24 protein-coding genes are annotated in these 26,819 nt (G+C 72.7%); 7 read left to right on the top strand and 17 right to left on the bottom strand.

Annotated features, from left to right (window positions below; all coding sequences use genetic code 11):
• Window positions 1-52: 52 nt before the first annotated feature.
• The 5 genes from ACWCP6_RS22405 to ACWCP6_RS22425 form a co-directional block, all read right to left on the bottom strand.
• The gene (locus ACWCP6_RS22405) at window positions 53-2,596 is read right to left on the bottom strand and encodes a DUF4118 domain-containing protein (RefSeq protein WP_450934259.1); all 2,544 of its coding nucleotides are present in this window, start codon (window positions 2,594-2,596) and stop codon (window positions 53-55) included.
• 312 nt (window positions 2,597-2,908) lie between these two features.
• Entirely contained in the window at window positions 2,909-3,643 is a 735-nt protein-coding gene (locus tag ACWCP6_RS22410; RefSeq protein WP_450934260.1) for an ABC transporter ATP-binding protein, read from the bottom strand.
• 103 nt (window positions 3,644-3,746) lie between these two features.
• Window positions 3,747-4,517 (bottom strand): DUF3710 domain-containing protein, encoded by a 771-nt coding sequence (locus ACWCP6_RS22415; RefSeq protein WP_450934261.1) that lies wholly within the window; start codon window positions 4,515-4,517, stop codon window positions 3,747-3,749.
• Between the two features lies 1 nt (window position 4,518).
• Complete coding sequence (dut, locus tag ACWCP6_RS22420; RefSeq protein ID WP_450934343.1) at window positions 4,519-5,049, bottom strand: dUTP diphosphatase; 531 nt, start codon at window positions 5,047-5,049, stop codon at window positions 4,519-4,521.
• Window positions 5,050-5,054: 5 nt separating this feature from the next.
• Window positions 5,055-5,639, bottom strand: a complete 585-nt coding sequence (locus ACWCP6_RS22425; protein ID WP_450934262.1) for a PaaI family thioesterase — start codon at window positions 5,637-5,639, stop codon at window positions 5,055-5,057.
• Between the two features lie 113 nt (window positions 5,640-5,752).
• On the opposite strand from ACWCP6_RS22425, the gene ACWCP6_RS22430 reads away from it, so the two are divergent.
• Window positions 5,753-6,211, top strand: coding sequence for a DUF3093 domain-containing protein (locus ACWCP6_RS22430; protein ID WP_450934263.1), 459 nt, complete (start codon window positions 5,753-5,755; stop codon window positions 6,209-6,211).
• A 171-nt stretch (window positions 6,212-6,382) separates the two neighbouring features.
• Here ACWCP6_RS22430 and ACWCP6_RS22435 read toward each other — a convergent pair whose 3' ends face one another.
• The 4 genes from ACWCP6_RS22435 to ACWCP6_RS22450 form a co-directional block, all read right to left on the bottom strand.
• The gene (locus ACWCP6_RS22435) at window positions 6,383-7,297 is read right to left on the bottom strand and encodes a hypothetical protein (protein ID WP_450934264.1); all 915 of its coding nucleotides are present in this window, start codon (window positions 7,295-7,297) and stop codon (window positions 6,383-6,385) included.
• A 13-nt stretch (window positions 7,298-7,310) separates the two neighbouring features.
• Entirely contained in the window at window positions 7,311-7,607 is a 297-nt protein-coding gene (locus tag ACWCP6_RS22440; protein ID WP_450934265.1) for a DUF4193 domain-containing protein, read from the bottom strand.
• Window positions 7,608-8,000: 393 nt separating this feature from the next.
• On the bottom strand, window positions 8,001-9,245 hold the full coding sequence (locus tag ACWCP6_RS22445) for a sensor histidine kinase (protein WP_450934266.1): 1,245 nt from the start codon (window positions 9,243-9,245) through the stop codon (window positions 8,001-8,003).
• 5 nt (window positions 9,246-9,250) lie between these two features.
• Window positions 9,251-9,904, bottom strand: coding sequence for a response regulator transcription factor (locus tag ACWCP6_RS22450; RefSeq protein WP_450934267.1), 654 nt, complete (start codon window positions 9,902-9,904; stop codon window positions 9,251-9,253).
• 403 nt (window positions 9,905-10,307) lie between these two features.
• Here ACWCP6_RS22450 and ACWCP6_RS22455 point away from each other — a divergent pair, with 403 nt between their 5' ends.
• Window positions 10,308-10,481, top strand: a complete 174-nt coding sequence (locus ACWCP6_RS22455) for a hypothetical protein (RefSeq protein ID WP_450934268.1) — start codon at window positions 10,308-10,310, stop codon at window positions 10,479-10,481.
• A gap of 152 nt (window positions 10,482-10,633) precedes the next feature.
• On the opposite strand, the gene ACWCP6_RS22460 is transcribed toward ACWCP6_RS22455, so the two are convergent.
• Window positions 10,634-11,446 (bottom strand): inositol monophosphatase family protein, encoded by an 813-nt coding sequence (locus tag ACWCP6_RS22460; RefSeq protein ID WP_450934269.1) that lies wholly within the window; start codon window positions 11,444-11,446, stop codon window positions 10,634-10,636.
• 91 nt (window positions 11,447-11,537) lie between these two features.
• On the bottom strand, window positions 11,538-12,665 hold the full coding sequence (locus ACWCP6_RS22465) for a ferrochelatase (protein WP_450934270.1): 1,128 nt from the start codon (window positions 12,663-12,665) through the stop codon (window positions 11,538-11,540).
• 323 nt (window positions 12,666-12,988) lie between these two features.
• On the opposite strand from ACWCP6_RS22465, the gene ACWCP6_RS22470 reads away from it, so the two are divergent.
• Window positions 12,989-14,224 carry an MFS transporter gene (locus tag ACWCP6_RS22470; protein ID WP_450934271.1) on the top strand — a complete coding sequence of 412 codons (1,236 nt, stop codon included), beginning with the start codon at window positions 12,989-12,991 and terminating at the stop codon, window positions 14,222-14,224.
• A complete protein-coding gene (locus ACWCP6_RS22475; protein WP_450934272.1) occupies window positions 14,193-15,503 on the top strand; it encodes a D-arabinono-1,4-lactone oxidase in 1,311 nt (436 codons plus the stop codon). Before ACWCP6_RS22470 ends, ACWCP6_RS22475 begins: the two co-directional genes overlap by 32 nt.
• Before the next feature lie 11 nt (window positions 15,504-15,514).
• Here ACWCP6_RS22475 and ACWCP6_RS22480 read toward each other — a convergent pair whose 3' ends face one another.
• Window positions 15,515-16,411 (bottom strand): hypothetical protein, encoded by an 897-nt coding sequence (locus ACWCP6_RS22480; RefSeq protein ID WP_450934273.1) that lies wholly within the window; start codon window positions 16,409-16,411, stop codon window positions 15,515-15,517.
• A 467-nt stretch (window positions 16,412-16,878) separates the two neighbouring features.
• Between ACWCP6_RS22480 and sepH the strand changes: the two genes are divergently transcribed.
• The gene (gene sepH, locus ACWCP6_RS22485) at window positions 16,879-17,976 is read left to right on the top strand and encodes a septation protein SepH (protein ID WP_450934274.1); all 1,098 of its coding nucleotides are present in this window, start codon (window positions 16,879-16,881) and stop codon (window positions 17,974-17,976) included.
• 202 nt (window positions 17,977-18,178) lie between these two features.
• Here the strand turns inward: sepH and ACWCP6_RS22490 are convergent, their stop codons facing one another.
• Window positions 18,179-19,006: a sulfurtransferase gene (locus ACWCP6_RS22490; protein ID WP_450934275.1), complete on the bottom strand. Its 828-nt coding sequence runs from the start codon at window positions 19,004-19,006 to the stop codon at window positions 18,179-18,181.
• Between the two features lie 314 nt (window positions 19,007-19,320).
• Here ACWCP6_RS22490 and ACWCP6_RS22495 point away from each other — a divergent pair, with 314 nt between their 5' ends.
• On the top strand, window positions 19,321-20,130 hold the full coding sequence (locus ACWCP6_RS22495; protein ID WP_450934276.1) for a VOC family protein: 810 nt from the start codon (window positions 19,321-19,323) through the stop codon (window positions 20,128-20,130).
• Window positions 20,131-20,196: 66 nt separating this feature from the next.
• Here ACWCP6_RS22495 and ACWCP6_RS22500 read toward each other — a convergent pair whose 3' ends face one another.
• The 4 genes from ACWCP6_RS22500 to ACWCP6_RS22515 all read right to left on the bottom strand — a co-directional run bounded on the left by ACWCP6_RS22500 (window position 20,197) and on the right by ACWCP6_RS22515 (window position 26,160).
• Window positions 20,197-20,856 (bottom strand): thymidine kinase, encoded by a 660-nt coding sequence (locus ACWCP6_RS22500; RefSeq protein WP_450934277.1) that lies wholly within the window; start codon window positions 20,854-20,856, stop codon window positions 20,197-20,199.
• A 113-nt stretch (window positions 20,857-20,969) separates the two neighbouring features.
• Window positions 20,970-22,166 carry an alkaline phosphatase family protein gene (locus ACWCP6_RS22505; protein ID WP_450934278.1) on the bottom strand — a complete coding sequence of 399 codons (1,197 nt, stop codon included), beginning with the start codon at window positions 22,164-22,166 and terminating at the stop codon, window positions 20,970-20,972.
• Window positions 22,166-22,762, bottom strand: coding sequence for a DUF5998 family protein (locus tag ACWCP6_RS22510; protein ID WP_450934279.1), 597 nt, complete (start codon window positions 22,760-22,762; stop codon window positions 22,166-22,168). The genes ACWCP6_RS22505 and ACWCP6_RS22510 overlap by 1 nt, the downstream gene beginning before the upstream one ends.
• A 359-nt stretch (window positions 22,763-23,121) precedes the next feature.
• A complete protein-coding gene (locus ACWCP6_RS22515; protein WP_450934280.1) occupies window positions 23,122-26,160 on the bottom strand; it encodes a GNAT family N-acetyltransferase in 3,039 nt (1,012 codons plus the stop codon).
• 109 nt (window positions 26,161-26,269) lie between these two features.
• Between ACWCP6_RS22515 and ACWCP6_RS22520 the strand changes: the two genes are divergently transcribed.
• On the top strand, window positions 26,270-26,551 hold the full coding sequence (locus ACWCP6_RS22520; protein ID WP_450934281.1) for an HPr family phosphocarrier protein: 282 nt from the start codon (window positions 26,270-26,272) through the stop codon (window positions 26,549-26,551).
• The last annotated feature ends 268 nt before the right edge of the window (window positions 26,552-26,819 follow it).

Here is a 26,819-nt window from a genome sequence, read left to right on the forward strand (position 1 = left end):
ACCGGGTTCCCGGCCGGTGGCGGTGGTGAGATCGTGGTCCGGCCCCGTGCCGTCATGATCCGACCTGGACCGTGAGTCCGGCGTCGGCCGCGGGCCGCCCGGCGGCAGCCCGGAGCGTGAGCACCATGGTGAGTCCGCCGCCGGGCGTGTCCTCGGCGTTGAGCGTGCCGCCCATCGCCTCGGCGAAGCCCCGGGCGACGGCGAGGCCAAGGCCCACACCCGCGCCGCGCGGGGCGTCCCCGTAGCGCTGGAAGGGCTCGAAGATGCGGTCCTTGCCGGCGTCCGGGACGCCCGGCCCCCGGTCGACGACGCGGACCTCCACCCGCTCGCCGAGGGTGCTGGCCGCGACCAGCACGGGCTCGTCGCCGGGGCTGTACTTGACCGCGTTCTCGACGATGTTGGCGACCGCGCGCTCCAGCAGGCCCGGGTCGACGGCGACCATCGGCAGGGTCTCGGGAATCTCCAGGAGGACGCTGTCCTCGGGTACGCCGCCCAGCGCCATCGGCACCACCTCGTCCAGGTCGATCTCGCGGATCAGCGGCGTGACGGTGCCGGTCTGGAGGCGTGACATGTCCAGCAGGTTGCCCACGAGATGGTCCAGGCGGTCCGCGCCGTCCTCGATCGCGGCCAGCAGCTCGGCCTGGTCCTCGTCGGACCACACCACGTCGTCGGAGCGCAGCGACGACACCGACGCCTTGATGCCGGCGAGGGGGGTGCGCAGGTCGTGGCTGACGGCGGCGAGCAGCGCGGTGCGGATGCGGTTGCCCTCGGCCAGCACCTTGGCCTGCTCGGCCTCGGACTGCAGACGGCGGCGCTCCACCACGACGGCGGCCTGAGCGGCGAAGGCGGCGAGCACGCGCCGGTCCTCGGCGGGCAGCACCCGGCCGGTCAGGGCCAGCGCCATGTGGTCGCCGACGGGTACGTCCACGTCGGCGTCCTCCGGCCGCTTCACCCGTCGCGGTCCCACGGCGCCGGCGCACGTCCACGGCGCGACGTCGTTCTCCCGCTCCAGCAGCGCTACGGACTCCATGGCGAAGGTCTCCCGGACGCGTTCGAGCAGCGCCTCCAGGCTGGTCTCGCCGCGCAGCACGCTGCCCGCGAGGAAGGACAGGATCTCCGACTCCGCGCGCAGCCGGGCCGCCTGGTGGGTGCGCCTGGCGGCCAGATCCACCACGGAGGCGACGGACACCGCCACGGCGACGAAGATCGCGATGGCGACGATGTTCTTCGGGTCCGCGACGGTGAGGCGGTGCAGGGGCGGCGTGAAGAAGTAGTTCAGCAGCAGGGACCCGAAGGCCGCGGAGGCGAGGGCCGGCAGCAGACCGCCGAGCAACGCGGCGGCGACCGTCAGGGTGAGGAAGAGCAGCATGTCGTTGGCAAGCCCGAGCTCGACGTCGACATGGGTCAGGACGAGCGCCAGCAGGGCCGCCCCGACGACGCCCACGAGCCAGCCCGCGATGATCCTGGACCGGCCGAGGCGGGCGCCGCGCGCCACGGGCAGCCCGCGGCCCTTGGCGGCCTCCTCGTGGGTGACGATGTGCACGTCGATGTCGGGGCCGGACTCGCGGGCCACGGTGGCTCCGACGCCCGGCCCGAAGACGTACTGCCAGGCCTTGCGGCGCGAGGAGCCGAGGACTATCTGCGTGGCGTTCGCCCCTCGGGCGAAGTCCAGCAGCGCGGTCGGGATGTCGTCGCCTATGACGTGGTGGAAGGTTCCGCCCAGGTCCTCGACGAGGGTGCGCTGGACGGCGAGTTCCTTCGGGGACGCCGAGGTCAGGCCGTCGCTGCGGGCGATGTAGACGGCGAGCACCTCTCCGCCGGCGCCCTTCTCGGCGAGCCGGGCGGCGCGGCGGATCAGCGTACGGCCCTCGGGGCCGCCGGTGAGCCCGACGACGATGCGCTCGCGCGAGCCCCAGACCTTCGAGACACGGTGCTCGCTGCGGTACTCCTGGAGGTATTCGTCGACGCGGTCGGCCACCCACAGCAGCGCGAGCTCGCGCAGCGCGGTGAGGTTGCCGGGCCGGAAGTAGTTCGACAGGGCCGCGTCGACCTTGTCGGACTTGTAGATGTTGCCGTGCGCCATACGGCGGCGCAGCGCCTCGGGCGACATGTCGACAAGTTCGATCTGGTCGGCCCGGCGCACCACCTCGTCGGGCACCGTCTCGCGCTGCCGCACCCCGGTGATCGACTCCACGACGTCGCCGAGGGACTCCAGGTGCTGGATGTTCACCGTCGAGACCACGTCGATGCCCGCGGCGAGCAGTTCCTCGACGTCCTGCCAGCGCTTGGGGTTGCGCGAGCCGGGGATGTTCGTGTGCGCCAGCTCGTCGACCAGGGCGACGGCCGGGGCCCGCCGCAGCACCGCGTCGACGTCCATCTCGGTGAAGCCGGCGCCCCGGTACTCCAGCTCACGGCGCGGGATCTGTTCCAGCCCGTGCAGCATCACCTCGGTGCGCGGCCGGTCGTGGTGTTCCACGAAGGCGACCACGCAGTCCGTGCCGCGCTCCACGCGCCGGTGCGCCTCGGACAGCATGTCGTACGTCTTGCCGACGCCCGGTGCCGCACCGAGGTAGATCCGAAGCTTTCCGCGTGCCATGGCTCCATTGTCTTCCCGTTGTAGCCGCGTACGCTGCGTCGATGCCGCCGCGGCCCCGCCGAGGCTACCGCCGGGGAATACGGCAAATCGGGTGGGTGACGGGAAACGGGGGCTCTTTGACAGAACCCTGACGCGGGGCCTGCCGGATCCACCGCATCGGCCGTTCGGACACGGCGCGCGGAAACCCTGTCCCGGTGAGCCGAAGCCCTGTCCGGCACGTCGGTGTCCTGCAGAGGCCCGCGTCCGGCGGGCCGGGCGGCCCGGCAGGCCGCCTGCGGGGCCCTCGAACCGGGCCCGGACGGGCCTGCGCGGTCAGCCCGCCTCGACGACGGTCCCGTCGCTCAGTTCCAGGACCCGATCGGCCAGTCCGAGCAGGGCCGCGTCGTGCGTGGCCACCAGCGCCGTCACGCCCTCGCTGCGCACCACGGCGCGCAGCAGCTGCATCACGGCGTGGCCGGTCTCGGCGTCGAGCTGGCCGGTGGGTTCGTCGGCGATGATCAGTGACGGCTTGTTGGCGAGCGCGCGGGCGATGGCCACCCGCTGCTGCTGCCCGCCGGAGAGCTCTCCGGGCCGCTGCTCGGCGTGGTCGGCGAGCCCGACGAGGCCGAGCAGCAGCCTGACGCGCTCCTCGCGCTCGCGCGGGTCGGCCCTGCGCAGCCGCAGGGGCACGCCGACGTTCTCGGCAGCCGTGAGGATCGGGATCAGCCCGAAGGACTGGAAGACGAAGCCGATGCGGTCGCGGCGCAGCTCCAGGAGGCCGTTCTCGCCGAGTCCCGAGAGGTCGAGGCCGTCGACGGCGACGGTCCCGCCGTCCGGCTCGTCGAGGCCGCCGACGAGATTGAGCAGGGTCGTCTTGCCCGATCCTGAGCGGCCCTTGAGGGCGACCAGCTCCCCGCGCGGAACGGTGAAGGAGACACCGCGCAGGGCATGGACGGCGGACGCCCCGCTTCCGTAGGAGCGGTGGAGGTTCTCGACGCGCACCATCGGCGCGCTCTCCGGCCGCCCGGCCGCGGCCGCCGCGCCGCGCCCGTTCACACTCTCGGTCATCAACGCCCCCCAGCGCCGAGTCACCCGCCCCGACCGGTGCGGGTCCGTCAACGGCCCGCCCCGGTACCTACCGGAACGGGCCGTTCGATCGAAGAACCGCCGGTCAGCGCACCTCGGTGATCTCGGGTCCGCGCTGCAGCTGTCCCATGCCCCCGGAGAACCGGGAGCTGCTCTGGTCCTCCTGCTGCACGCCCTCGGGCACCATCTGGGCGTCGTTCGGCAGCTTCAGGACGATCGGGTCGCGGGGGGCCATGGGGCCCTCACCGCGGACCACGACGGTGTCCCGGAAGATCTGCTCGAGCAGACCGGCTGCCTGCGGCTGCACCGCGCCCTGCCCGGAGATCACACCGCGCAGGAACCAGCGCGGGCCGTCGACGCCGATGAACCGCACCACCTGGAAGCCGCTCGTGCCGTCCGGCAGCTGCACGGGCACCTGGGCCCGCAGCTCCCAGCCCAGCGGGCCCTCGACCTCGTCGATGACCCCGCCCTGCTGGGTGATGCCGGTGGCGATCTCCTCGCGCACCTCGCGCCAGATGCCCTCGCGCTTGGGAGCCGCGAACGCCTGGAGCTGGACGGCGCTGTCACCCAGCACCACCGTGGCCGCGACGATCGCGTCGCCGGCGACCTCCACCCGCAGCTCCATGCCGTCCACGCCGGGCACGAGGATGCCGCCGAGGTCCACCCGGCCCTCGGCGGGCTGGCGTACTTCGGTGCTGTCCCAGGGACCGTCGGGGCGCGGCTCGGGCTCGAGCCTCACGCGCTCCGGCTCTGCCTCGTCCGCGTCGTCCTCGACGTCGTCGACGACCTGCTCGGCCTCGCTCGCCGCGTCCGCCGCGTCCTCAGCGGAGCCCTTCTTCTTGCGACGTCCGAACACGTCACTGTCCTTCCCGGTCGGATACGACCGAAGCGTATCGATTCCCACCCTTGTGACCGTCCGTGTCGACGGTCGTACCGCCGCCCACGGCGGCGTGACCGCCGGTGGACCCGAAGCCCCCCTCGGCACGCGCCGATTCCGGAAGCTCCGCGACCTCGGAGAAGCGCACCCTCTCCACCTGCTGAACGACCAGTTGGGCGATCCGGTCGAAGCGCTCGAACCGCACGCACTCGCGCGGGTCGAGATTCACCACGATCACCTTGATCTCCCCACGGTACCCGGCATCGACCGTCCCCGGGGCATTCACCAGGGCGACACCGCAGCGGGCGGCCAGACCGGAACGGGGATGAACGAAGGCCGCGTACCCCTCGGGGAGCGCGATGGACACACCGGTGGGCAGCACGGCACGCTCACCGGGCGCCAGCTCGCACGCCCGGGTGGTGCGCAGATCGGCTCCGGCGTCCCCGGGATGCGCATACTGCGGAAGCGGAACGTCCGGGTCGGTCCGCTTGATCAGGACGTCCACCGGCATACGCGTCACGGGTTCACCTCGAAGGCGCGGGTCCGGCGGACCTGGTCGGGATCGCTCATGGCGGCCTGGATCTCCTCCGGGCGGCCGTTCTCGATGAAGTGATCCACCTTGACCTCGATGAACAGCGCCTCGGCACGCACCGCCACGGGGCCGTCGGGCCCGCCGATCCGGCCGGTGGCCCGCGAGTAGATCTTGCGCCCGGCGACGGCCGTGACCTCCGCCTCCAGATGCAGCACGGTGTCCACGGGGACGGGCCGCACGAAGTCGGTCTCCAGGCGGCCGGTCACCGCGATGACCCGCAGCAGCCAGTTCAGCGAACCGAGCGTCTCGTCGAGGGCCGTGGCCAGCACGCCGCCGTGCGCGAGGCCCGGCGCGCCCTGGTGGGCGGTCCGGACGGTGAACTCGGCGGTGACGGTGACACCGTCGCCCGCGCGTGCCTCCAGGTGCAGCCCGTGCGGCTGCTCGCTGCCGCAGCCGAAGCAGTGTCCGTAGTGCGAACCGAGGAGTTCGCCGGGGGCGGGCGCGTCGGGGTGGCGCACCGGCGCTATGGCGTCGGCCGGGGGCGTCAGGCCTGCAGAAGTACCACTCACAGGCGCAGACCTTACCCGCCCGTCAGCCTCCCGCCATCGCCCCTCCTACGGCGCTTCGTACGGCGGCCGCCCCGACACGGGAGCGCGGGCCCGTCCGTGCCAAGCTTGACCGCATGGAACTCTCCCCGCCGCCCTACGAAGAACGCCTGACCGCCCCCCGCTCCTGGTGGGCGATCTCGGTCCTGGCGGGGGTCGCGATGGCGCTCATCCTGCTGCCCTTCGGCACGCTGCCGACGCTCGGCGGCCTGGTCGGGGGGACGGCCGCTGCGGCCGTCGTGACCAGCTCCTACGGTTCCCCGCGCATCCGTGTCGTGGCCGGCTCCCTGGTCGCGGGAGAGGCCCGCATCCCGCTGACGGCACTGGGCGAGGCGCACGTCCTGGACGCGGAGGAGGCCCGCGCGTGGCGCATGCACAAGGCCGACCCGCGTGCCTTCATGCTGCTGCGCAGCTACATCCCCACCGCCCTGCGCGTCGAGATCACCGACCCGGACGACCCGACCCCGTACCTGTATCTGTCGACGCGGGAGCCGCAGCGGCTGGCGGACGCGATCGCCGCGGTGCGCAGCGCCTGAGACCGACGACGGCCCGGAGGGCCGGAGTTCCCCGGCGACGTCGGGGAAGGGGTGGTCCACGGCGCCCGCCGGCCCGTCCCGGCCATGCGGTCCGGTGGCGCCGCACCCAGGTGTTCCGGGATACCGGCCCGTCGAGCGCAGGACCGGGGCGTCGGACGGTCGCGTACGGCCCTACTGCCCCGGGAGAGCGGGGCGGCCCGGGTCGTCGGGGGTCTGCCCCTGCGACGGCCAGGGCCTCTGGGCCTTGCGCAGGTCCTTGCGGATGTGGCCCGCGAGCTTCTTCGTGTCACGGCGGTTCATCAGGGCGCCGACGGCCGCACCCACCATGAAGGGCATCAGGTTGGGCATGTTCCTGACCAGACGCTTGGTGATCTGCTGGCGCATCTCCCGCTTCATCTGGCCGCCCAGCGCGACGTTGATCGTCGACGGCTTGGTCACGTCGACGCCGCGCTCCTCCGCCCAGGAGGTCAGGTAGACGGCGGTGCGGTCCTTCAGTCCGCCCGGCGGGCGCAGCCCGTAGACCTCGTGGAGCTCGGCGACGAGCTTCAGCTCGATCGCGGCGACGCCGGTGATCTCGGCCGCCAGCTCGGCGGGCATCGCGGGCGGCACGGGCATCATCGCGGCAGCGCCGATGCCCGCGCCGACGGTCGAGGTGGCGTTTGCAGCGCCGGAGACGAGCTTGTCCGCAAGCTCTTCCGGGCCGAGCCCCGGGAACTGCTTGCGGAGGGTCGCCAGATCGCGCACGGGAACGCGTGGGGCGTTCTCGATGACGCGGTCGGTGAGATAGCCGACGAAGGCCCTGGCCCGGCTCCCGCCCTTGCGTACGCCCTGTCGGACACCGTCCCGGAGGGCGGTCGTGCGGCGCTTGGTCAGGGGCGCCTCGCGACCTTCCCCAGGCGCCTCAGGGGCCTGGGGATGCCCCCACGGGGCGTCGCCGATGGTCTCCAGGGCATCCGCCATCCCGGCGTCCGCCGCTTCGAGCGAGGCCCCCAGGCCTCGCTCGTCGTCGCGCACACCGTCGGGCGGGACGCCGTCCGCACCGCTCCTGCGGAAGCGGCGCTTCCAAGGCGGATTCGAGCCGGTCACGGCCGGTCCTGCCTCAGTCGCAGTCCTTGCAGATCGGCTGACCGTTCTTCTCACGGGACAGCTGGCTGCGGTGGTGCACCAGGAAGCAGCTCATGCAGGTGAACTCGTCCTGCTGCTTGGGCAGCACCCGGACGGCCAGCTCCTCGTTCGAGAGGTCTGCGCCCGGCAGCTCCATGCCCTCAGCGGCCTCGAAGTCGTCGACGTCGATCGCCGAGGCCGACTTGTCGTTCCGCCGGCCCTTCAGTTCTTCGATGCTGTCCTCGTTGACATCGTCATCCGTCTTGCGTGGGGTGTCGTAATCCGTTGCCATGTCGCTCTCCCCCTCTGGGTGTCTGCGGTGTCTCCAGCGCACGTAACGCGTGAGAGGCCGGACTTGTGCCCGACCCGAGGCGGAGATTTTGCCTCACATCAAGGTCTGTTACTCAATCGACACCCAACCGGACTCCGCACGAGTGATCGGCTTGGATGGCGATCGGGACCGTACACGGTCCGAATGTCGCACTTCACGGGCGCCACCCCGTGTACTTCCCGTGATCAAGACCCCTGAAAACCTGGATTTTCCGGGCTTTCTGCGGGAATCTTCGGTCACGGAGAGTGGGGGGCACGAGTGCCCACGTTGTGATCGATCACACATGGCCACTCGACGTGCACGCCCCGAAAATTCCGCGCAAAGCGAACATCGCGGCGTGTCCGAGACATGGTCTCAGATGGGCAGAGTGACCCGCATCACGAGCCCACCCCCCTCACGCGGCTCCGCGATGATACGGCCCCCGTGGGCACGCGCCACCGACCGGGCGATCGAAAGCCCCAGGCCGACGCCCTTGTCGCTCCCGGTGCGCTCGGTGCGCAGCCGCCGGAAGGGCTCGAAGAGGTTGTCGATCTCGTAGGCCGGCACCACGGGTCCCGTGTTCGTGACCACGAGCACCGCCTGGCCGTGCTGGGCCTCCGTCGTGACCTCGACCCAGCCGTCGTCGGGGACGTTGTACCGGACGGCGTTCTGGACCAGGTTCAGGGCGATCCGCTCGAGCAGTACGCCGTTGCCCTGGACGACCGCCGCACCGCGCGTCCCGCGGATCTGCACACCCTTCTGGTCGGCCTCGACGCGCACCTGTTCGATGGCGCGGGAGGCGACCTCGGCGAGGTCCACCGGCTTGCGCTCCACGATCTGGTTGTCGCTGCGGGCGAGCAGCAGCAGGCCCTCGACCAACTGCTCGCTGCGCTCGTTGGTCGCCAGCAGCGTCTTGCCGAGCTGGTGCAGCTCGGGCGGTGCGGCCGGGTCGGAGAGCTGCACCTCCAGCAGCGTGCGGTTGATCGCGAGCGGGGTGCGCAGCTCGTGCGAGGCGTTCCCGACGAACCGCTGCTGGGCCGAGAAGGCACGCTCAAGGCGGTCCAGCATGTCGTCGAAGGTGTCGGCCAGCTCCTTGAGCTCGTCGTCCGGCCCGTCCAGCTCGATGCGCCGGGACAGGTCGGAGCCGGCCACGCGGCGCGCGGTACGCGTGATGCGGCCGAGCGGCGCCAGCACCCGGCCCGCCATCGCGTACCCGAAGGCGAACGCGATCACGCTGAGGCCGAGCAGGGCCAGCAGCGAGCGGCTGAGCAGGTCGTCCAGCGCCTGCTGGCGCTGGTGGTTCACACAGGCGTTCAGCGCGGCGTTGAAGGAGTCCTGGGACCCGGTCGCGGACACCAGCGTGGGGCAGGCGTCGCTGGAGACCGTCACCTTGCCGGAGACGATCTTGAACGGGAGCTCGTTGCCCACGTGCACCGCCTCCGCCGCGAGCAGATAGATGATCGACAGCAGCAGGATGCCGGCGATCAGGAACATCCCGCCGTACAGCAGCGTGAGCCGTATCCGGATGGTCGGGCGCAGCCACGGGAAGGGCGGTTCGGGCGGCCGGGGATGCCAGGTGGGCCTCGGGGGCGCCGCAGGGGGCGCCGGTGTTGCTGCCATCGGGGTCAGATCCGGTAGCCGGAGCCGGGCACGGTCACGATGACGGCGGGCTCGCCGAGCTTGCGGCGCAGCGTCATCACCGTGACCCGCACGACGTTGGTGAACGGGTCGGTGTTCTCGTCCCAGGCCTTCTCCAGGAGCTGCTCGGCGGAGACCACGGCGCCCTCGCTGCGCATCAGCACCTCCAGCACGGCGAACTCCTTCGGCGCGAGCTGCACCTCCCTGCCGTCGCGGAACACCTCGCGGCGGTTCGGGTCGAGCTTGATGCCGGCGCGCTCCAGGACGGGCGGCAGTGGCACGCTCGTGCGCCGCCCGAGGGCCCGCACGCGCGCGGTCAGCTCGCTGAAGGCGAAGGGCTTGGGGAGGTAGTCGTCGGCGCCGATCTCCAGGCCCTCCACGCGGTCGCTGACGTCTCCGGAGGCGGTGAGCATCAGGACGCGGGTCGGCATGCCCAGCTCGACGATCTTGCGGCAGACGTCGTCGCCGTGCACGAGGGGCAGATCGCGGTCGAGGACGACGACGTCGTAGTCGTTGACCCCGATGCGCTCCAGTGCGGCCGCGCCGTCGTACACGACGTCGACGGCCATGGCCTCCCGGCGCAGTCCGGTGGCCACCGCATCGGCGAGCAGCTGCTCGTCCTCGACGACGAGTACGCGCACGTTCGCGTCCTTTCCTCCGGTCACCTGCGGGCGCTCGGGCGCACGCAGGCACGTTCCAATGGTGTGGTGAGGCATCCATCCTGCCTCTTTCGGCCATAAACCGGCGGTAAGGCGCCGATGGGCGGTCCGAGCGCCCGGGAATGCGGGATTTTCTCGCGCGGTTGAGGTTTCCGCGGAAGGGTGCGGGGGGAGGACGACCTCACACCCGCGATCACGCTTTGCATGTGGTGCGCCACGAACAGCACGGGGCACGTCACGAGCCGCTTCCCGCAGGGCGGTGGGGGCGGGTCCGGTGCGGCCCGCCACGCGGTGGGGAAGCAGCGTACGCCCCACGTCGTGATCGCCCCTTCCCAGGGCACACCCCCGTGCCACCGACCCACGACCCAGGACGAGGGGGCGCAACATGGACGCTTTCACCACAGGTCTCCTGCAGCGCATAAGGGCGACCGAGTCCGACCTCACCCGGGCTCGCGAGTCCGGCGACGACTTCCTTGCCGAGGTCGAGCAGGGCGAGCTGGACGATCTCCACCGGCTCGCCGCGGAACACGGCGTAGAGGTCGGCGCTGCGCGCGCCTGACGCACGACGACGTACGTTCGATCCAGTACGTACGTCCGCAGTACGCACGACGCGGGCCCCGGCGATTCCGTCGCCGGGGCCTTCGCGTGCCCGTTCGGAGCGGCGCCGCGCACCCCGGGGCGCGGGGCCGCGGGACGCGCGGCCCGGCGGCATCAGTCGTGCCAGGCTCCCAGGGCCTCCAGGCGGGCCTGGAGGGGCTCGAAGAGGCCGGGCGGGGCCGCGACGGTCAGCTCGCCGGAGAGGGCCTGTCCGGGGCGTCCGCCGGTCAGGGCGCCCGCTTCCCGGGCGATCAGGTCGCCTGCGGCGAAGTCCCAGGGGTTCAGGCCGCGTTCGTAGTACGCGTCGAGCCTGCCCACCGCCACGTCGCACAGGTCGATCGCGGCCGAGCCGCCCCGGCGGATGTCGCGCACCTCGGGGATCAGCTGCCGGACGACCTCGGCCTGCCGGGCGCGGCGCTCCTTGAGGTACCCGAAACCGGTGGCGAGCAGCGCCTGCTCGAACACGGGTGCGGGGCGGACATGCGCGGACGCGTCGTTGACATAAGCCCCCTCGCCCAGGACCGCACGGTAGGTCTCGCCGCGCATCGGGGCGTGCACCACTCCGACGACGGTCTCGCCGTCCTTGCGTGCGGCTATGGACACGGCCCAGCTCGGCAGGCCGTAGAGGTAGTTCACGGTTCCGTCGATCGGGTCGATGACCCACTGGACGCCGCTGCTGCCCTCGGAGCTGGAACCCTCCTCGCCGAGCACCCCGTCGTCGGGCCGGCGCTCGGCGAGCAGGCCGGTGATCAGCTTCTCGGACGCGATGTCCATGTCGGTGACCACATCGACGGCGCTGCTCTTGGTCGCGGCGACGCCCAGGTCGGCGGGGCGCCCGTCGCGCAGGAAGTCGCCCGCGCGGTGGGCGGCCTCGAGGGCGAGCGCGAGCAGCTCGGCCCTGAGCTGCTGGTCGGTCGGGTCTGTCATCGGGGCTCCTTGGGCCGCTCGTCGGTCGTCGGGGGCTTCCCGGCCTGCGTGCCGGCCATCGGAACGCGTCGGTCGTCCGGGAGTCCCGCGCTCATGCATACGGGCTGTCGGCGCCCGCGGCCGCGGGGCGGGGCGCACGGGCCGGGCAGCACCCCATCGGGCACAGGTCGTGGCTCGCGCCCAGCGCGCCCAGGGCGCAGCGCTCCACGGTCCTGCCGCCCTCGGCGGCCGCCCTCTCCACCACCAGGTCCCGGACCGCCGCAGCGAACCGCGGGTCCGCGCCGACGGTGGCCGAGCGGCGGACCGGCAGACCCAGTTCCCCGGCCTTGGCCATGGCCTCGGTGTCGAGGTCGTACAGGACCTCCATGTGGTCCGAGACGAACCCGATGGGGGCCATCACGACGGCCGGTGCTCCGGCGCCGTGCAGCTCCTCCAGGTGGTCGCAGATGTCCGGCTCCAGCCACGGGATGTGCGGGGCGCCGGAGCGGGACTGGTAGACGAGCCGCCAGGAGTGCTCGACACCGGTCCGCTCGCGCACCGCGTCCGCGATCAGCCGGGCGACCTCCAGGTGCTGCGCGACGTAGGCCCCGCCGTCGCCGTGCTCCTCGACCGGGCCCGACGTGTCGGCTGCGGCCGTGGGGATGGAGTGCGTGGTGAAGGCGAGGTGCGCGCCCTCGCGCACCTCGTCTGGGAGGTCGGCGAGGGAGGCGAGGACGCCCTCGACCATGGGCTCGACGAACCCGGGGTGGTTGAAGTAGTGCCGCAGCTTGTCGATCCGGGGCACCTCGAGGCCTTCGGCCTCCAGGGCCGCCAGCGCGTCGGCCAGGTTCTCGCGGTACTGGCGGCAGCCCGAGTACGAGGCGTAGGCACTCGTGGCGAGAACCAGGATGCGGCGGTGACCGTCGGTCACCATCTCGCGGAGGGTGTCCGTCAGGTACGGCGCCCAGTTGCGGTTGCCCCAGTACACCGGCAGGTCCAGGCCGTGGCCGGCGAAGTCCTTGCGGAGCGCGTCCAGCAGGGCACGGTTCTGGTCGTTGATGGGGCTGACCCCGCCGAAGAGGAAGTAGTGCTGCCCCACTTCCTTCAGCCGTTCCTTGGGGATGCCGCGCCCCCGCGTCACGTTCTCCAGGAACGGGACCACGTCGTCGGGGCCTTCGGGGCCGCCGAACGAGAGCAGCAGCAAGGCGTCGTAGGGGGCGGGATCGAGCGCTTCGGACATGCCTCCGATCCTGCCACCCGCCTCCGACAGCCGGGAAACGGGACCGGCGGGTGAACCGCCCGGGGCCATCGGGCGGGGACCGCCGGGGACGGTCCCGAACGGTCTCCGGGGCGGCTTCCCTCGGTCGTAGGGGCCGGTCGCGCGCCGTCGCCGGGCCCGCGTGGGCCCGCGGGCCCACCGGAGCAGACCTGCTGGAAGCCCCCTGGGGCGGCCGGTCCGCAAACCGGGATGGGCCATGCGGGTGACCCGCCGCGCCAGTAAGCTGTATTGGCCACCTACACGCCTTACTCAGCCCCGGACTGAGGTCCGCAACGGAGCGTTCCTTGCCCAGCCCCTATCGCGCCATATTCGCCTCCCCCGGCACCAAGGGGTTCTCGGCGGCGGGTTTCCTCGGACGGATGCCGCTGTCGATGATGGGCATCGGCGTCGTCACGATGGTCTCCCAGCTCACGGGACGGTACGGCCTCGCGGGCGCCCTGTCCGCCACGATCGCGCTGTCCGCGGCGGCGATCGGCCCGCAGATATCCCGGCTGGTCGACCGGTACGGACAGCGCAGGGTGCTGCGCCCGACGACCCTGGTGACGCTCACCGCGGCGGCCGGGCTGCTGCTGGCGGCGCACTTCTCGCTCGCGGACTGGACGCTGTTCCTGTGCGCCGCGCTGATCGGCTGCTGCCCGAGCATCGGCTCGATGACCCGGGCCCGCTGGGCGGCGCTCTACCGGGACACGCCGCAGCTGCACACCGCCTACGCCTTCGAGTCCGTGGTGGACGAGATCTGCTTCATCTTCGGGCCGATCATCTCCATCGGACTGTCCACGGTGTGGTTCCCCGAGGCGGGGCCGCTGCTGGCCGGGATGTTCCTCGCGGCGGGCGTCTTCTGGCTGACGGCCCAGCACGGCACGGAGCCCGTGCCGCACCCGCACGATCACCACACGGGCGGCTCGGCGCTGCGCTCGACGGGCCTGCGGGTTCTTGTCGCCACCTTCGTGGCGACGGGCGCGATCTTCGGCTCGGTCGACGTGGTGACCGTGGCGTTCGCCGACGAGCAGGGCCACAAGGCAGCCGCGAGCATCGTCCTCGCCCTGTACGCGGCGGGCTCCTGCGCCGCGGGCGCCGTGTTCGGACTGCTGCACTTCACGGGGCAGCCCGCCCGGCGCTGGGTCCTGGGCGTCTGTGCCATGGCCGTGAGTATGATCCCCCTCCAACTGGTCGGGAACCTGACGTTTCTGGCCGTGGCGCTGTTCGTCGCGGGCCTGTCCATCGCACCGACGATGATCACGACGATGGCCCTCGTCGAACAGCACGTACCAGGCGCGAAACTGACCGAGGGCATGACCTGGGTGAGCACCGGGCTCGCGGTCGGGGTCGCGTTCGGCTCCTCCGTGGCCGGCTGGGTGATCGACGCGGCCGGTGCGAAGGCCGGGTACGGGGTGCCGGCGGTTGCCGGCGCCGTCGCGGTGGCGGTGGGTTTCCTGGGGTATCGCCGGCTGAAGCGGCCGGTGCCACAGCGGGGAGGGACCCTCGAGCATGGCGAACGGGAACAGCGGCGCGTGGCGTAACTGGGCGGGGAACGTCACCGCCCGACCGGTACGGGAGGTCGCTCCGGCCTCGGTCGACGAACTGTCCGCCGCCGTACGCAGGGCGGCCGAGGACGGCCTGAAGGTGAAGGCCGTCGGCACCGGGCACTCCTTCACGGCGGCCGCCGCGACCGACGGGGTGCTGATACGACCCCAGCTCCTGACCGGCATCCGTGCCGTCGACCGCGAGGCCGGCACGGTCACGGTGGAGGCGGGCACCCCGCTGAAGCGGCTGAACGTGGCGCTGGCCCGCGAAGGCCTGTCGCTCACGAACATGGGCGACATCATGGAGCAGACCGTCGCCGGCGCCACCAGCACCGGCACGCACGGCACGGGCCGCGACTCGGCCTCCATATCGGCCCAGATCCGCGGTCTTGAACTGGTCACCGCCGACGGCTCGGTCCTCACCTGCTCCGAGAAGGAGAACCCGGAGGTCTTCGCGGCCGCCCGGATCGGCATCGGCGCACTCGGCATCGTCACCGCGATCACCTTCGCCGTGGAGCCGGTCTTCCTGCTCTCCGCGCGGGAGGAGCCGATGACCTTCGAAGGGGTCACGGCCGAGTTCGACGAACTCTTCACCGAGAACGAGCACTTCGAGTTCTACTGGTTCCCGCACACCGGGAACTGCAACACCAAACGGAACAACCGCAGCGCGGGCCCGGCCGCACCGCTCGGCACGGTCGGCAGCTGGTTCGAGGACGAGTTCCTCTCCAACGGCGTCTTCCAGGCGGCCAATTCGCTCGGCCGCGCGGTTCCCGCGGCCATCCCGGCGATCGCGCGGCTCTCCAGCCGCGCCCTGTCCGCCCGCACCTACACGGACATCCCCTACAAGGTCTTCACATCCCCGCGCCGGGTGCGCTTCGTGGAGATGGAGTACGCCGTCCCGCGCGCGGCACTCGTCGAGACGCTGCGTGAGCTCAAGGCCATGGTCGACCGCTCGTCGCTGCGCATCAGCTTCCCGGTGGAGGTCCGCACGGCGCCCGCCGACGACATCGCGCTCTCCACGGCCTCGGACCGCGAAAGCGCGTACATCGCCGTCCACATGTACCGGGGCACGCCGTACCAGGCGTACTTCACGGCCGCCGAGCGGATCTTCACCGCGCACGAGGGGCGACCGCACTGGGGGAAGGTGCACACGCGCGACGCGGAGTACTTCGCCGACGCCTACCCGCGTTTCGGCGAGTTCACGGCCCTGCGCGACCGCCTCGACCCGGACCGTCGCTTCGGCAACGCCTACCTGCGGCGCGTCCTGGGCGACTGACGGCCGTACGGCTACGGGGACGACGGGGTGCTCTGCGCCTCCGGTACGTCGCCGGATGTGCCGTCGCCCGACGACGTGGGGTCCGGCGTCGAAGCGCCGGGGGCGGGAGCCGGTGTCGCACCCTCGCCCCCGGTACCGCTCCCCGAGCCTGGCGTGCGGTCCGGGCCGGGACTCGCCGTCCGGTCGCCGCCGGACGGCGAACCCTCCTGACGCCGGGTGCCCTCGCCCATGGAGGTGCCGTCGCGCGGGGTGGCGTCGCCGCCGGTGCCGTGCCGCGAGGTGCCGGATGAGGGCACCGGGGCGGGCGCCGGACGGGAGTTGTGCCCGGTGAGCGCGTCGCCGATCGTGGTCGCCCTGCCGTCGCCGGTGAAATTCCGGCCGGACGCCAGTTCGTACGTCGTGATGCCGCCCATGGCCACGCCGAACACGAGAGCGGCCCCGACGAGGGGCCGCTTCCAGCTCCGGATCCGCGCCCGGTACACGGTGCCCGCGCCGAACCCGCCCGCGGAGTCCGGCGCCCCGGGCCCGCACCGGCCCGCCGCGGCGTCGGGGCCGTACGGGCCCGGGCCGTCGGGTCCGTACGCGGTTCGGGCGCCGAGCCCGTGCGGATCCGCGGCACCGGACTCCGCGGGCTGCCGGACGTCGGGCACCGGGACCTGCCGGGCACTCGGCTTCGCCTGGACCGCGGCCTCCCGTATCTGCTCACCGGTGCGCCGGAAGAAGTGCTGGAACAGCGAACCGCCGCAGGTGGCCACCACACTGACGACACCGGCGCCGAGGATCGTCCCGTACACACCCAGGTTGGCGGCGAGCTTCGCCGCCACCACCGCCGCGACGGCACTGCCCGCGACCTGAGGGACATTCAGATCAAGCCGCCTCTTCCCGTCGGTGTCGGGCTTCACTCCCATGTGCGCACCACTCCGAACCATGCCTCCCTTTCCGGATGTCACACCTGATCCGGGTGTCGGTCGTCCTACTGCACGAAAAGGGGACGTACGGGCGAAGTGATTAGTTCCGTTTCTGGCGATTCCGTGAAGTGCGCCGCGCGCGAACGGCGCACTTCAGGCGCCCGGGGCGGCCAACTCCCCCCTCCTGCGAGAAGTTCGGCGGCGCGGCGATCCACCCGAGTGGCCCGAATGGAGTACTGTTACGAGCCCTGGGTCCGGTCTCCCGCCAGGGTGCCCGGGGCCTTCCAGGATCACCGGGAGGGGGCTCGTTGCACAGGGTGACGAAGTTCGTCACTTAGCGTTGCGAATAGGTAACCGTGCCATAACGGCGATCCAGGGCCCGTGCCCGACACGCCGGGCAACTCGGCAAGGTTGTGGCAGGCTGCACCCGGGCAGGCCACACTCGACTAGCGGAAGCAGCGACGCACGTGACGTCGGCAGGCACCACCCGGGAGGTCCCCATGCCCGAACTGCGTGTCGTGGCCGTCTCCAATGACGGCACACGGCTGGTGCTGAAGGCTGCGGACAGCACGGAGTACACGCTTCCCATCGACGAACGGCTCCGCGCCGCCGTGCGCGGCGACCGTCCCCGCCTCGGCCAGATCGAGATCGAGGTGGAGAGCCATCTCCGCCCCCGCGACATCCAGGCGCGGATACGTGCCGGCGCCTCCGCCGAGGAGGTCGCCCAGCTCGCCGGAATCCCCGTCGACCGTGTACGCCGGTTCGAGGGACCGGTGCTGGCCGAGCGCGCGTTCATGGCCGAGCGGGCTCGTAAGACGCCCGTGCGCCGGCCCGGCGAGAACACCGGGCCGCAGCTCGGAGAGGCCGTGCAGGAGCGGCTGTTGCTGCGCGGCGCCGAGAAGGACAGCGTCCAGTGGGACTCGTGGCGCCGCGACGACGGCACCTGGGAGGTCCTGCTCGTCTACGCGGTCGCAGGTGAGCCGCACTCGGCGAGCTGGACGTACGACCCGCCCCGCCGTCTGGTCCAGGCGGTCGACGACGAAGCGCGCTCCCTCATCGGCGAGTCCGACGACCTCGCCGCGCCCGAGCCCAGCTTTCCCTTCGTGCCGCGGATCGCGCGACTCCCACGCGACCGGCCGCTGGACCGTGCCCTGGATCGGCAGATCGAGCGGCCGAGCCTCCCCTCGCCCTCGCCGGAGCCCGCCGAGGAGAGCATCCCGGCGGAGCAGGGCCGCGATTCACTGACCAGCCTGCTGGAGGCCGTGCCCAGCTTCCGTGGCGATCTTGTGGTGCCCGAGCGGCCCGCGGCGAACGGTGAGCGCGCTCCGGAGGAGCCGGAGCGGGAGGCCGAGGCCGAGGAGCCGCCGGCGCCCGCCGCCTCGGCAGGGGCCGGATCGGCCTACGCCGACGTGCTCATGCCTCGGTCCGTCAGCGCCCACCGGGACCGGCTCGTCGGTGCGACGGACCGGCAGGCCGAGGCGGACGGGGTCCGTCCCGGACGCCGGGCGGCGGTGCCCAGCTGGGACGAGATCGTGTTCGGGACGCGGCGGAAGAAGCAGGAGTAGGGGCAGGTCCGGGGGCCTTCTCACGTATTGGAAGGCCCCCGGGCCTTCTCACCGCGGACCGGCCCGCACGCCGCGAGCCGGTTCCGCACACCCCGGGACCGCTCCACCTGCCGCGTGACCGGCCGTCACCCGACGCAGGGCTCTCCCGCGCCGGACGAGCCGGACTCGCCGGCCTGTCCGGCGGACACGCCCCGGTCTCGGGTCACTGCGGGTCGGGGCCCGTCGCGACGGGGCGGCTGCCGTCGCGGGACCACTCCGACCAGGAGCCGACATAGAGGGCGGCCGGGATGCCGGCGATCTCCAGCGCCAGGACCTGCTGCGCGGCGGAGACACCGGAGCCGCAGTAGACGCCGACCTCGGAATCGCCCGTCGCGCCGAGGGACTTGAAGCGGGCCGCCAGCTCCTCGGCGGGCCGGTAGCGTCCGTCGTCCCCGACGTTCTCCGCGGTCGGCGCCGAGACGGCCCCGGGGATGTGCCCGGCGACCGGATCGATCGGCTCCACCTCCCCGCGGTACCGCTCCGCGGCCCGTGCGTCGAGCAGGACGCCGGACCGCGCGAGAGCCGCCGCCCCGTCCGCGTCCAGCATGGGCACCGCGCCGGGCGCCGGCACGAACGACCCGGGAGCAGGCTCCGCCGACCCCGACTCCACCGGCCCGGACCATGCACCGAAGCCGCCGTCCAGCACCCGCACGGACGGGTGACCCGCCCACCGCAGCATCCACCACGCACGCGCCGCCGCCCAGCCGAGCCCGCCGTCGTAGACCACGACGTCGCGGTCCGCCGAGACCCCGGCGGCGCGCATCGCCGCGCCGAAGACCCCGGGGTCCGGCAGCGGATGGCGGCCGCCATCACCGGCCGGGGCTGCCAGCTCCCCCTCCAGTTCGACGAAGGCCGCCCCCGGGATGTGCGCCGCCTCGTACTCGGGGCGCAGGCTCGGCGAGCCCAACTGGTAGCGGACGTCGAGAAGTACCGGCGGATTCGGTCCCGCAAGCTCGCTCGCGAGTTCGGCTGCGGAGATGATCGGGTTCATGGCCCCATCCTCGCGCACGGAGCGGCCGTCACGGACGGATCCGGACGACGGTTCGGAGGGGATCATTGATGACCACACGGTGTACAGGACCGGGCACACGGTGTACACCTGATGGACACCACCGGGCCACGGTTGCGAAACGGGCGGTACACAGCGAAACGGGCATCCTCCCCGCGGTGTGCCACGCGAGGTGGCACGGCGCGGCCGGACCGCGCCGCGCGGCAGGTGGTGCGAGCATCTGCACGGCGCGCGCACGCGCGACGGTGAAGGGCGCGTCGGCACGCGCCCATGACGGGGTCGAGGAGAGAGTGACGATGACCGAGGCACGGCGGTCGGCCGGCCGGTGGGACAGCGCGGATCAGGGGCGGCACATCCCCGGGATGCCGTGCTGGGTGAGCCTGATGGTGCACGGCATGACGGCCACCCAGGACTTCTACCACGCCTTGTTCGGCTGGGAGTTCCGGCCCGGCCCGCAGCAGCTCGGCCCGTACGTCCGGGCACTGCTCGACGGCAAGGAGGTGGCCGGGATCGGGCAGCTTCCCCCCGACCGGCATCTGCCGATCGCCTGGACGCCGTACCTCGCCTCCGAGGACGTCGACGCGACCGCCGAGCGGGTACGCCACTGCGGCGGCACCGTCGGGGTCGGCCCGCTGGACGCCGCGGAGGCCGGCCGGATGGCCATCGCGGCCGACCCTGCGGGCGCCGTCTTCGGCATCTGGCAGACCGCGGCCCATCTCGGCATGGCGGTCAGCGGGGTGCCCGGGGCCCCGGCCTGGAGCGAGCTCATCACACGCGAGACGGCGACCGTCGCCAAGTTCTACGAGGCCGTCTTCGGCTACGAGGAGGAGGCCGTCGTCTCCGCCGGCTTCGACTATGTGACGCTGCACCTCCAGGGGCGCCCGGTGGCCGCGGTCCACGGCCTCGGCCGGGCGCTGCCGCGCGACCGCGGGGCACACTGGATGACCTACTTCGAAGTCGCCGACGTGGACGAGGTGGTCGAGCGGATCACCGAGCTGGGCGGCCATGTGGTGAAAGCTGCATGGGACGGCGACCGCGGCCGCGTGGCGACGGTGGCCGACCCGGAGGGCGCGGTGTTCACGGTCGTGACGACGGCGGCCGCCTGACGGCGGGCCGGATGTGGCGGGGGGCCTGCGCGTACGCTCCCGGCCCGAGATCCGCCGACCCGGGTCTCAGTCACCCACCGGGACGTCCACCGGGAGCACGTCCGGTGAGAGTGCTCCCGCGCGCGCGGTCGCCGCGGTCATCCGCCGACGGTGGTGCCGACGGCAGAGCACCTCGTAACCCACCTCGTCCGCCGACTGGTTGACGTCCCCGACGACCACCTGTGCACCTTCGACGACCATGCGGCCCCCGACGGTGCGCGCATTGTGGGTGGCCCGGGCGCCGCACCAGCACAGGGCCTCGACCTGGAGGACCTCGACCCGGTCGGCGATTTCGACGAGACGCTGCGAGCCGGGGAACAGTTTGGAGCGGAAGTCGGTGGTGATGCCGAAGGCGAAGACGTCGATGCCCAGGTCGTCCACGACCCGCGCGAGTTGGTCGATCTGTCCGGGCGCGAGGAACTGCGCCTCGTCCGCGATGACATAGTCCGCCCGCGCCCCCCGGGTGAGCGTCTCGACCAGGTACGCGTAGAAGTCGAGGTCGTCCGCGACCTCCACGGCGTCCGTGACGAGGCCGAGCCGCGAGGAGAGCTTGCCCTCACCCGCCCGGTCGTTCCGCGTGAAGATCATGCCCTGGAGGCCGCGCGCCGAGCGGTTGTGCTCGATCTGCAGAGCCAGGGTGCTCTTTCCGCAGTCCATCGTTCCGGAGAAGAACACCAGCTCGGGCATGGGGAGTCGGGAACCTTTCGGCGTGTGGGGTGGGTGGTCGCAATGGGCGAGGAGCGGTGGCGCACCGCGGGCATCGGATACGCGCACCGGCCCCGGCTTCGTGCTTCCGAGGGTCAGGACCGCACTTCGAGGAGCGGAACCAGCTGCTCCATCGCCGTCATCGAACCGTGGTTGCCGACCATGAGGGACTCCTTCGGCTCCCGCTCCGACGCGATGATCAGCACGTCGTCCCGGGCCGCGGCGACGACGTCGCCGATGCGGCCGTACACCCGCTCGTCGACGGCGGGGCCGAACCAGCCGGCGGCGATGGCCTCGTCGCGTCCGGCCACCCAGAACTGCTCGCCGAGCACCTCGCGCCAGCAGGCCAGGACGTCCGCGTGGGCGCCGGGCACCGCGTAGACATGGCGGGCCCGGCCCTCGCCGCCCAGCAGGGCGACACCGGCGCGCAGCTCCCAGTCCTCGTCGAAGTCGATGCGGTGCTCCTCGTCGAACGGGATGTCGATCATGCCGTGGTCCGCGGTGACGTACAGGGCGGTGCGCGGAGGGAGCTGTTCCGCCAGGCGCTGGACGAGGCGGTCGACGTACATCAGCTGGCCGCGCCAGGCGTCCGATTCGACACCGAACCGGTGGCCGTTGCCGTCCAGCTCGGCGTAGTAGGTGTAGACGAGGGACCGGTCGCCGGCGGCGAGCTGTTCGGCCGCGAGGTCCATGCGGTCCTCGCCGGAGAGGCGTCCGTGGAACGTCCCTCCGCTCAGCGCGACCTGGGTGAGCGGGGTGCTCTGGAAGGCCGGGGAGGACACCTGGGCGGTGTGCACGCCCGCCGCGTCGGCCAGCTGGAAGACCGTGGGGTACGGCTGCCAGGCCCTCGGCTCGGTCCACGGGTTCCAACGGAGCTGGTTCATCAGCGTGCCGGTGTCGGGGTTGCGCACGGTGTAGCCGGGCAGGCCGTGCGCGCCCGGGGGCAGTCCGGTGCCGACCGAGGCGAGCGAGGTCGCGGTGGTGGCGGGGTAGCCGGCGGTGAGGGGGCGCCCGGTGCCGCCGCGCGAGCTTCCCAGCAGCGAGGTCATGAACGGGGCCTCGTCCGGGTGCGCCCTCAGCTGCTCCCAGCCGAGGCCGTCCACGAGGAAGACGCAGGCCCGGTCGGTGGGTGCGAGTTCACCGATCGCGGCGGTCGTGCCGGGCACGCCCATGCCCGCGGCGAGCGTCGGCAGCAGGTCGGCGAGCGAGCCGGAGCCGTACTCGGGCAGGGGCGCCGAGCCTACGGCGAGGGGCTCCGGGTGGGGGACGGCGGCGGGAGAGGGGTAGGACATCAGCGGCCGGTGTCCGCGGTCGCCTCGGAGAGCGCCTGGGCGAAGGCGAGGGTCTGTCGCACCGCGTCCGGGCCGTCACCGGCCTCGCTGACCCGCAGGCTGAGGTCGTCCGCTGTCGCGTTGCCCGTGTAGCCGTGGTCCGCCTCGCAGTTCGGGTCGCCGCACGCGGCGGGCTCCAGGTCGATGCGGGAGACGGCCCCCCAGCCGATGGTGAGGACGACCTCGCGCGGCAGGGTGCCCGGCTTGTACGCCTCCGGGTTCGACACCACGCGGCTGACGACCACGGACGAGATCCGGTCGAGCTTCACGGACTCCGTGGACGTGGTCGCGTACGGCGTCGGGGAGGTGTTGTCGGCCGCCTGCTCATCGGTATGGCTCACGATGAAGCGGGTGCCGGTGAGGACGAGCACCGTCACATGGCGGCGCACCTCGTTGGCGTCGAAGGTGGTCTCCTGATGGACCAGGTACGACGCGATGGCCTCGGTGCCTACCGCGGCCTCCACCGCCTCGGCCACGAGAGCCGGGTAGTAGCCGCTGCGCTCGATCGCCGTGCGCAGCCCCTGGGTCGTCGTACTGGTCTTGGCCATGCCGTCCATCCTACGGCCCGATGAGCGGCCTCAGGTCCCGCCCGGAGGCATGGCGCCCGACCGGGAGCGGGCGGCCGGTGTGCGGGAGCCGGCCGCTCCGCGGGGCCCGGCCGTGTGCGGGGTCCGGCGGCGCTCGGGACACCTGTACCGGGGGTTCGCCGGTGCCCCGGGCGGACCGCACGCGGGGACGCCGGTGCCTGGGCGGCCCTTCCCAGGGCCGGGTGGATGCGGAGGCGGCCGGGGTCCAGGAGCCGGGTGTGTCCGGGGCGGCCGGTGTCCGGAGCGGGCCGTGGGCGGGCGCCGTCCGAGTGCGGGACAGGCCGCACACGGGGGCGCCGGCGCCCCGGCGCGACGGGACGCCCGGCCGTTCAGTACGTGGGCAGGGTGCGTGGTCCGAGGTCGTCGCGGGCGGGCGGCGGCGCGAGACGCACGGTGGCTCCGAGCACGGACACCCCGTGCTGGGCGACCACCACGGGCTCCAGGCCGACGTCCACGACCTCGGGGTGGTCGTGCACCAGGAGCGACACCCGGAGCAGCAGCTCCTCCAGGGCGGCCGTGTCGGCGGGGGCGGCGCCGCGCCAGCCGAAGAGGATCGGCGCGGTGCGGATGGACCGGATCACGGACCTGGCGTCCCGGTCGGTGACCGGGATCAGCCGGTGCGCGGTGTCGCCGAGCAGTTCGGACGCGGCCCCGGCCAGCCCGAAGGACAGCACCGCCCCGGCCGTCGGGTCGATCACGGCCCGCACCACCGTGTCGACCCCGCGCGGCGCCATCGTCTGCACGACCGGCCGCAGCTCCTCGGGCTTGCCGAGACTCTCGGTCAACTCGGCGTAGGCCCGCCGCAGTTGCTCCTCGTCGGCGAGATCGAGCCGGACCCCGCCGAGGTCCGCGCGGTGACGCAGGTGCGGTGCGGTGGTCTTGAGGGCGACGGGGTACCCCAGCCTGCGCGCCGCCTGCGCCGCCTCGTCGGGGCCGGACGCGGCCAGCGTGGGCGTCACGGGCACGCCGTACCGGGCGAGCAGCGCGTTCGCGTCCTCCTCGGCGAGCGTGGCCCCACGGGGGTCGTTGTCCCCGGCGTCGAGCAGCCTTGCGATGAGCCCGGCGGCCCCCGCCTCGTCGACGTCGTCGAACTCGGGCACCTTGCCGGGTTCGGCGTCGTCGCGCCGCCACTGCGCGTACTGCACGGCCTCGGCCAGCGCCCGCACAGCCCGCTCGGCGGCCGGGTAGGCGGGGATGCGGGCGGTGGCCGGCATCGTCCGGGGCGCCTCCGGCGCACGCGTCGAGTCCGGCGTGGGCGGCTGCGCGGGGCCCTGCGCCGCTCCGGGCCGCTCACCCGGTGCCCCGGAACCGGGTGTCGCCCCGGCCCACTCCTGCGAGGCCCGGGAGTCCGGTGCCGTCCCGGGCGCCTCCCCGGTCTCCGTACCGGCCACGGGGCGTCGCTCCTCCGGGGGCGCCTCCATGCCAAGGGGACTCACGTCACCGTGGGAGGCACGAGTGCGGCCTTCCGTGCCCGGCGCCGGGAAACGGAACCTCGGCCCGGTCGTCGTCGCCGCCGACAGCGCCTCCGCCAGCCCGCCCAGCTCGACGTGCACCACGAGCACCGGCTTCGCCGGATGCTGTGCAGCCGCCGCGCGCAGGGCCTCGGCGAGCGCCACGTCATCGGCTCCGCCCTCGCCCACCGCGGGGATCGCCGTGACGACGACGGCGTCGCACGCCTCGTCCTCCAGGGCTTCCGTCAGCGCCGCGTAGAAGTCCTCCGGGGTCGCCGCGGTCGTCAGGTCCCGTGGCCGCAGCGGCCGCAGTCCCTCGGAGAGGCACGCGTCGTACGTCAGCAGCCCGAGCGACTCGGAGTTCCCGAGGATCGCCACTCTGGGGCCCGCCGGCAGCGGCTGCCCGGCCAGCAGCAGGCCCGCGTCGACGAGCTCGGTGATGGTGTCGACCCTGATCACCCCGGCCTGCCGGAGCAGCGCGGACACCGTCGCGTGCGGCAGCCGCGTCGCGGGCACGGCGTGCCCGAGCGGCGCGACGCCGCTGTGCCGTGCGCCCTGCACGACGACGAGCGGCTTGGCGGCCGCGGTGCGCCGCGCGAGCCTGGTGAACTTGCGTGGGTTGCCGATCGATTCGAGGTACATCAGCACGACGTCGGTGTCCGGGTCGTCGTACCAGTACTGGACGACGTCGTTGCCGGAGACGTCCGCACGGTTGCCGGCCGACACGAACGTGGAGACACCGGCGACACCGGTCACTCCCCCGCCGCGCCGGTGCAGCCGGGACAGCAGGGCGATCCCGATCGCGCCGGACTGCGTGAAGAGGCCTATCCGGCCGGGCCGCGGCAGTTCGGGCGCGAGGGATGCGTTGAGCAGCACCTCCGGGGACGTGTTCACGACCCCGAAGGCGTTCGGGCCGACGAGGCGCATGCCGTACGAGCGGACCTGGCGGACGAGGGCACGCTGCCGTTCGCGTCCCTCTGCGCCGCTCTCGGCATATCCCGCGGACAGCACGACGACCCCCTGGACGCCGTGCTCACCGCACTCGGCGACCACGTCGGGCACCCGCTCGGCGGGCACGGCCACGACCGCGAGGTCGACGGGCTCGGCGATCTCGCGCACGGAGCGCCGTACGGGCACCCCGTCCAGCTCGGTCTGCTCCGGCGCGAACGCCTTGTTGACGGCGTACAGGCGGCCCGTGAAGCCCGCTCCTGCGAGGTTGGCGAGGACACTGCGGCCGACCCCGCCCGGAGCGCGGCCCACGCCGATCACGGCGACCGAGCCGGGCCGCAGCAGCCGCGCCACCGAGTGCGCCTCGGCGCGCTGCTCGCGCGCACGCTGCACCGCGAGCGAGGCCTCGGTCGGTTCGAGACCGAATTCCAGGCGTACGACGCCGTCCTCGAAGCTGCGCTTCTGCTCGTAGCCGGCGTCCGTGAACACCTTGATCATCCGGGTGTTGGCGGGCAGCACCTCGGCCGCGAAGCGGCGGATGCCGCGCTCCCGGGCGACGGCCGCGATGTGCTCGAGGAGCGCGGAGGCCACGCCGCGGCCCTGGTGGGCGTCCTGCACCAGGAAGGCGACCTCGGCCTCGTCGGCGGGCGCGCTGGCCGGCAGACCGCGGGCGTCGATGCGGTCGTAGCGGACCGTCCCGATGAACTCGCCGCCGATGGTGGCCGCGAGCCCCACCCGGTCCACGTAGTCGTGGTGGGTGAAGCGGCGCACGTCCTTGGCGGACAGCCGCGGGTACGGCGCGAAGAAGCGGTAGTACTTCGACTCGTCCGAGACCTGTTCGTAGAAGCTGACCAGGCGGTCGGCGTCCTGGGTGGTGATCGGCCTGATCCGGGCGGTGCCGCCGTCGCGCAGCACCACGTCGGCCTCCCAGTGAGCAGGGTATTCATGCCGGTCCGACGGGGTCTGCATGGAGTTAGGGTACGGGCACAACCGGCCATCGCACCGGACCCATCGATCACCCACGACGGTATGCCACACTGGTCTAGACAACCCTGTGAAACCTGAAGGGCAGCATCACATGGCTGAGCGCCGCGTCAACGTCGGCTGGGCCGAGGGTCTCCACGCCCGCCCCGCCTCCATCTTCGTCCGTGCCGCCACCGCCGCGGGTGTCCCCGTGACGATCGCCAAGGCCGACGGCAACCCGGTCAACGCCGCCTCCATGCTCGCGGTGCTCAGCCTGGGCGCCGAGGGCGGCGAGGAGATCGTCCTGGCCTCCGACGCCGAGGGCGCCGAGGCGGCCCTGGACCGTCTGGCCAAGCTGGTCGCCGAGGGGCTCGAGGAGCTCCCCGAGACCGTCTGACGGCCCCACAGATCACGGCGGAGCCGCGCGACCCCCGTCCTTTCGGGGGCACGCGCGGCTCCGCGGTTTTGCGCCCTCGCACGAGCCGGTGCCCGCGGTCGAGTGCGGCGCCGTGCGAGCGGCCGGCAATGGGACGGGAACGAAGTGCGAGCTCGGGAAAGAAGCACGCCCCGACAAAGTGTGGCTGGTAATGGACGGCGCCGGAAAATGCGGCCCGGAAAATGGGCAGCAGAATTCCGCCCACTTCGAATACCTCTTGTATACGGCC

This window comes from Streptomyces sp. NPDC002004, assembly GCF_053593975.1.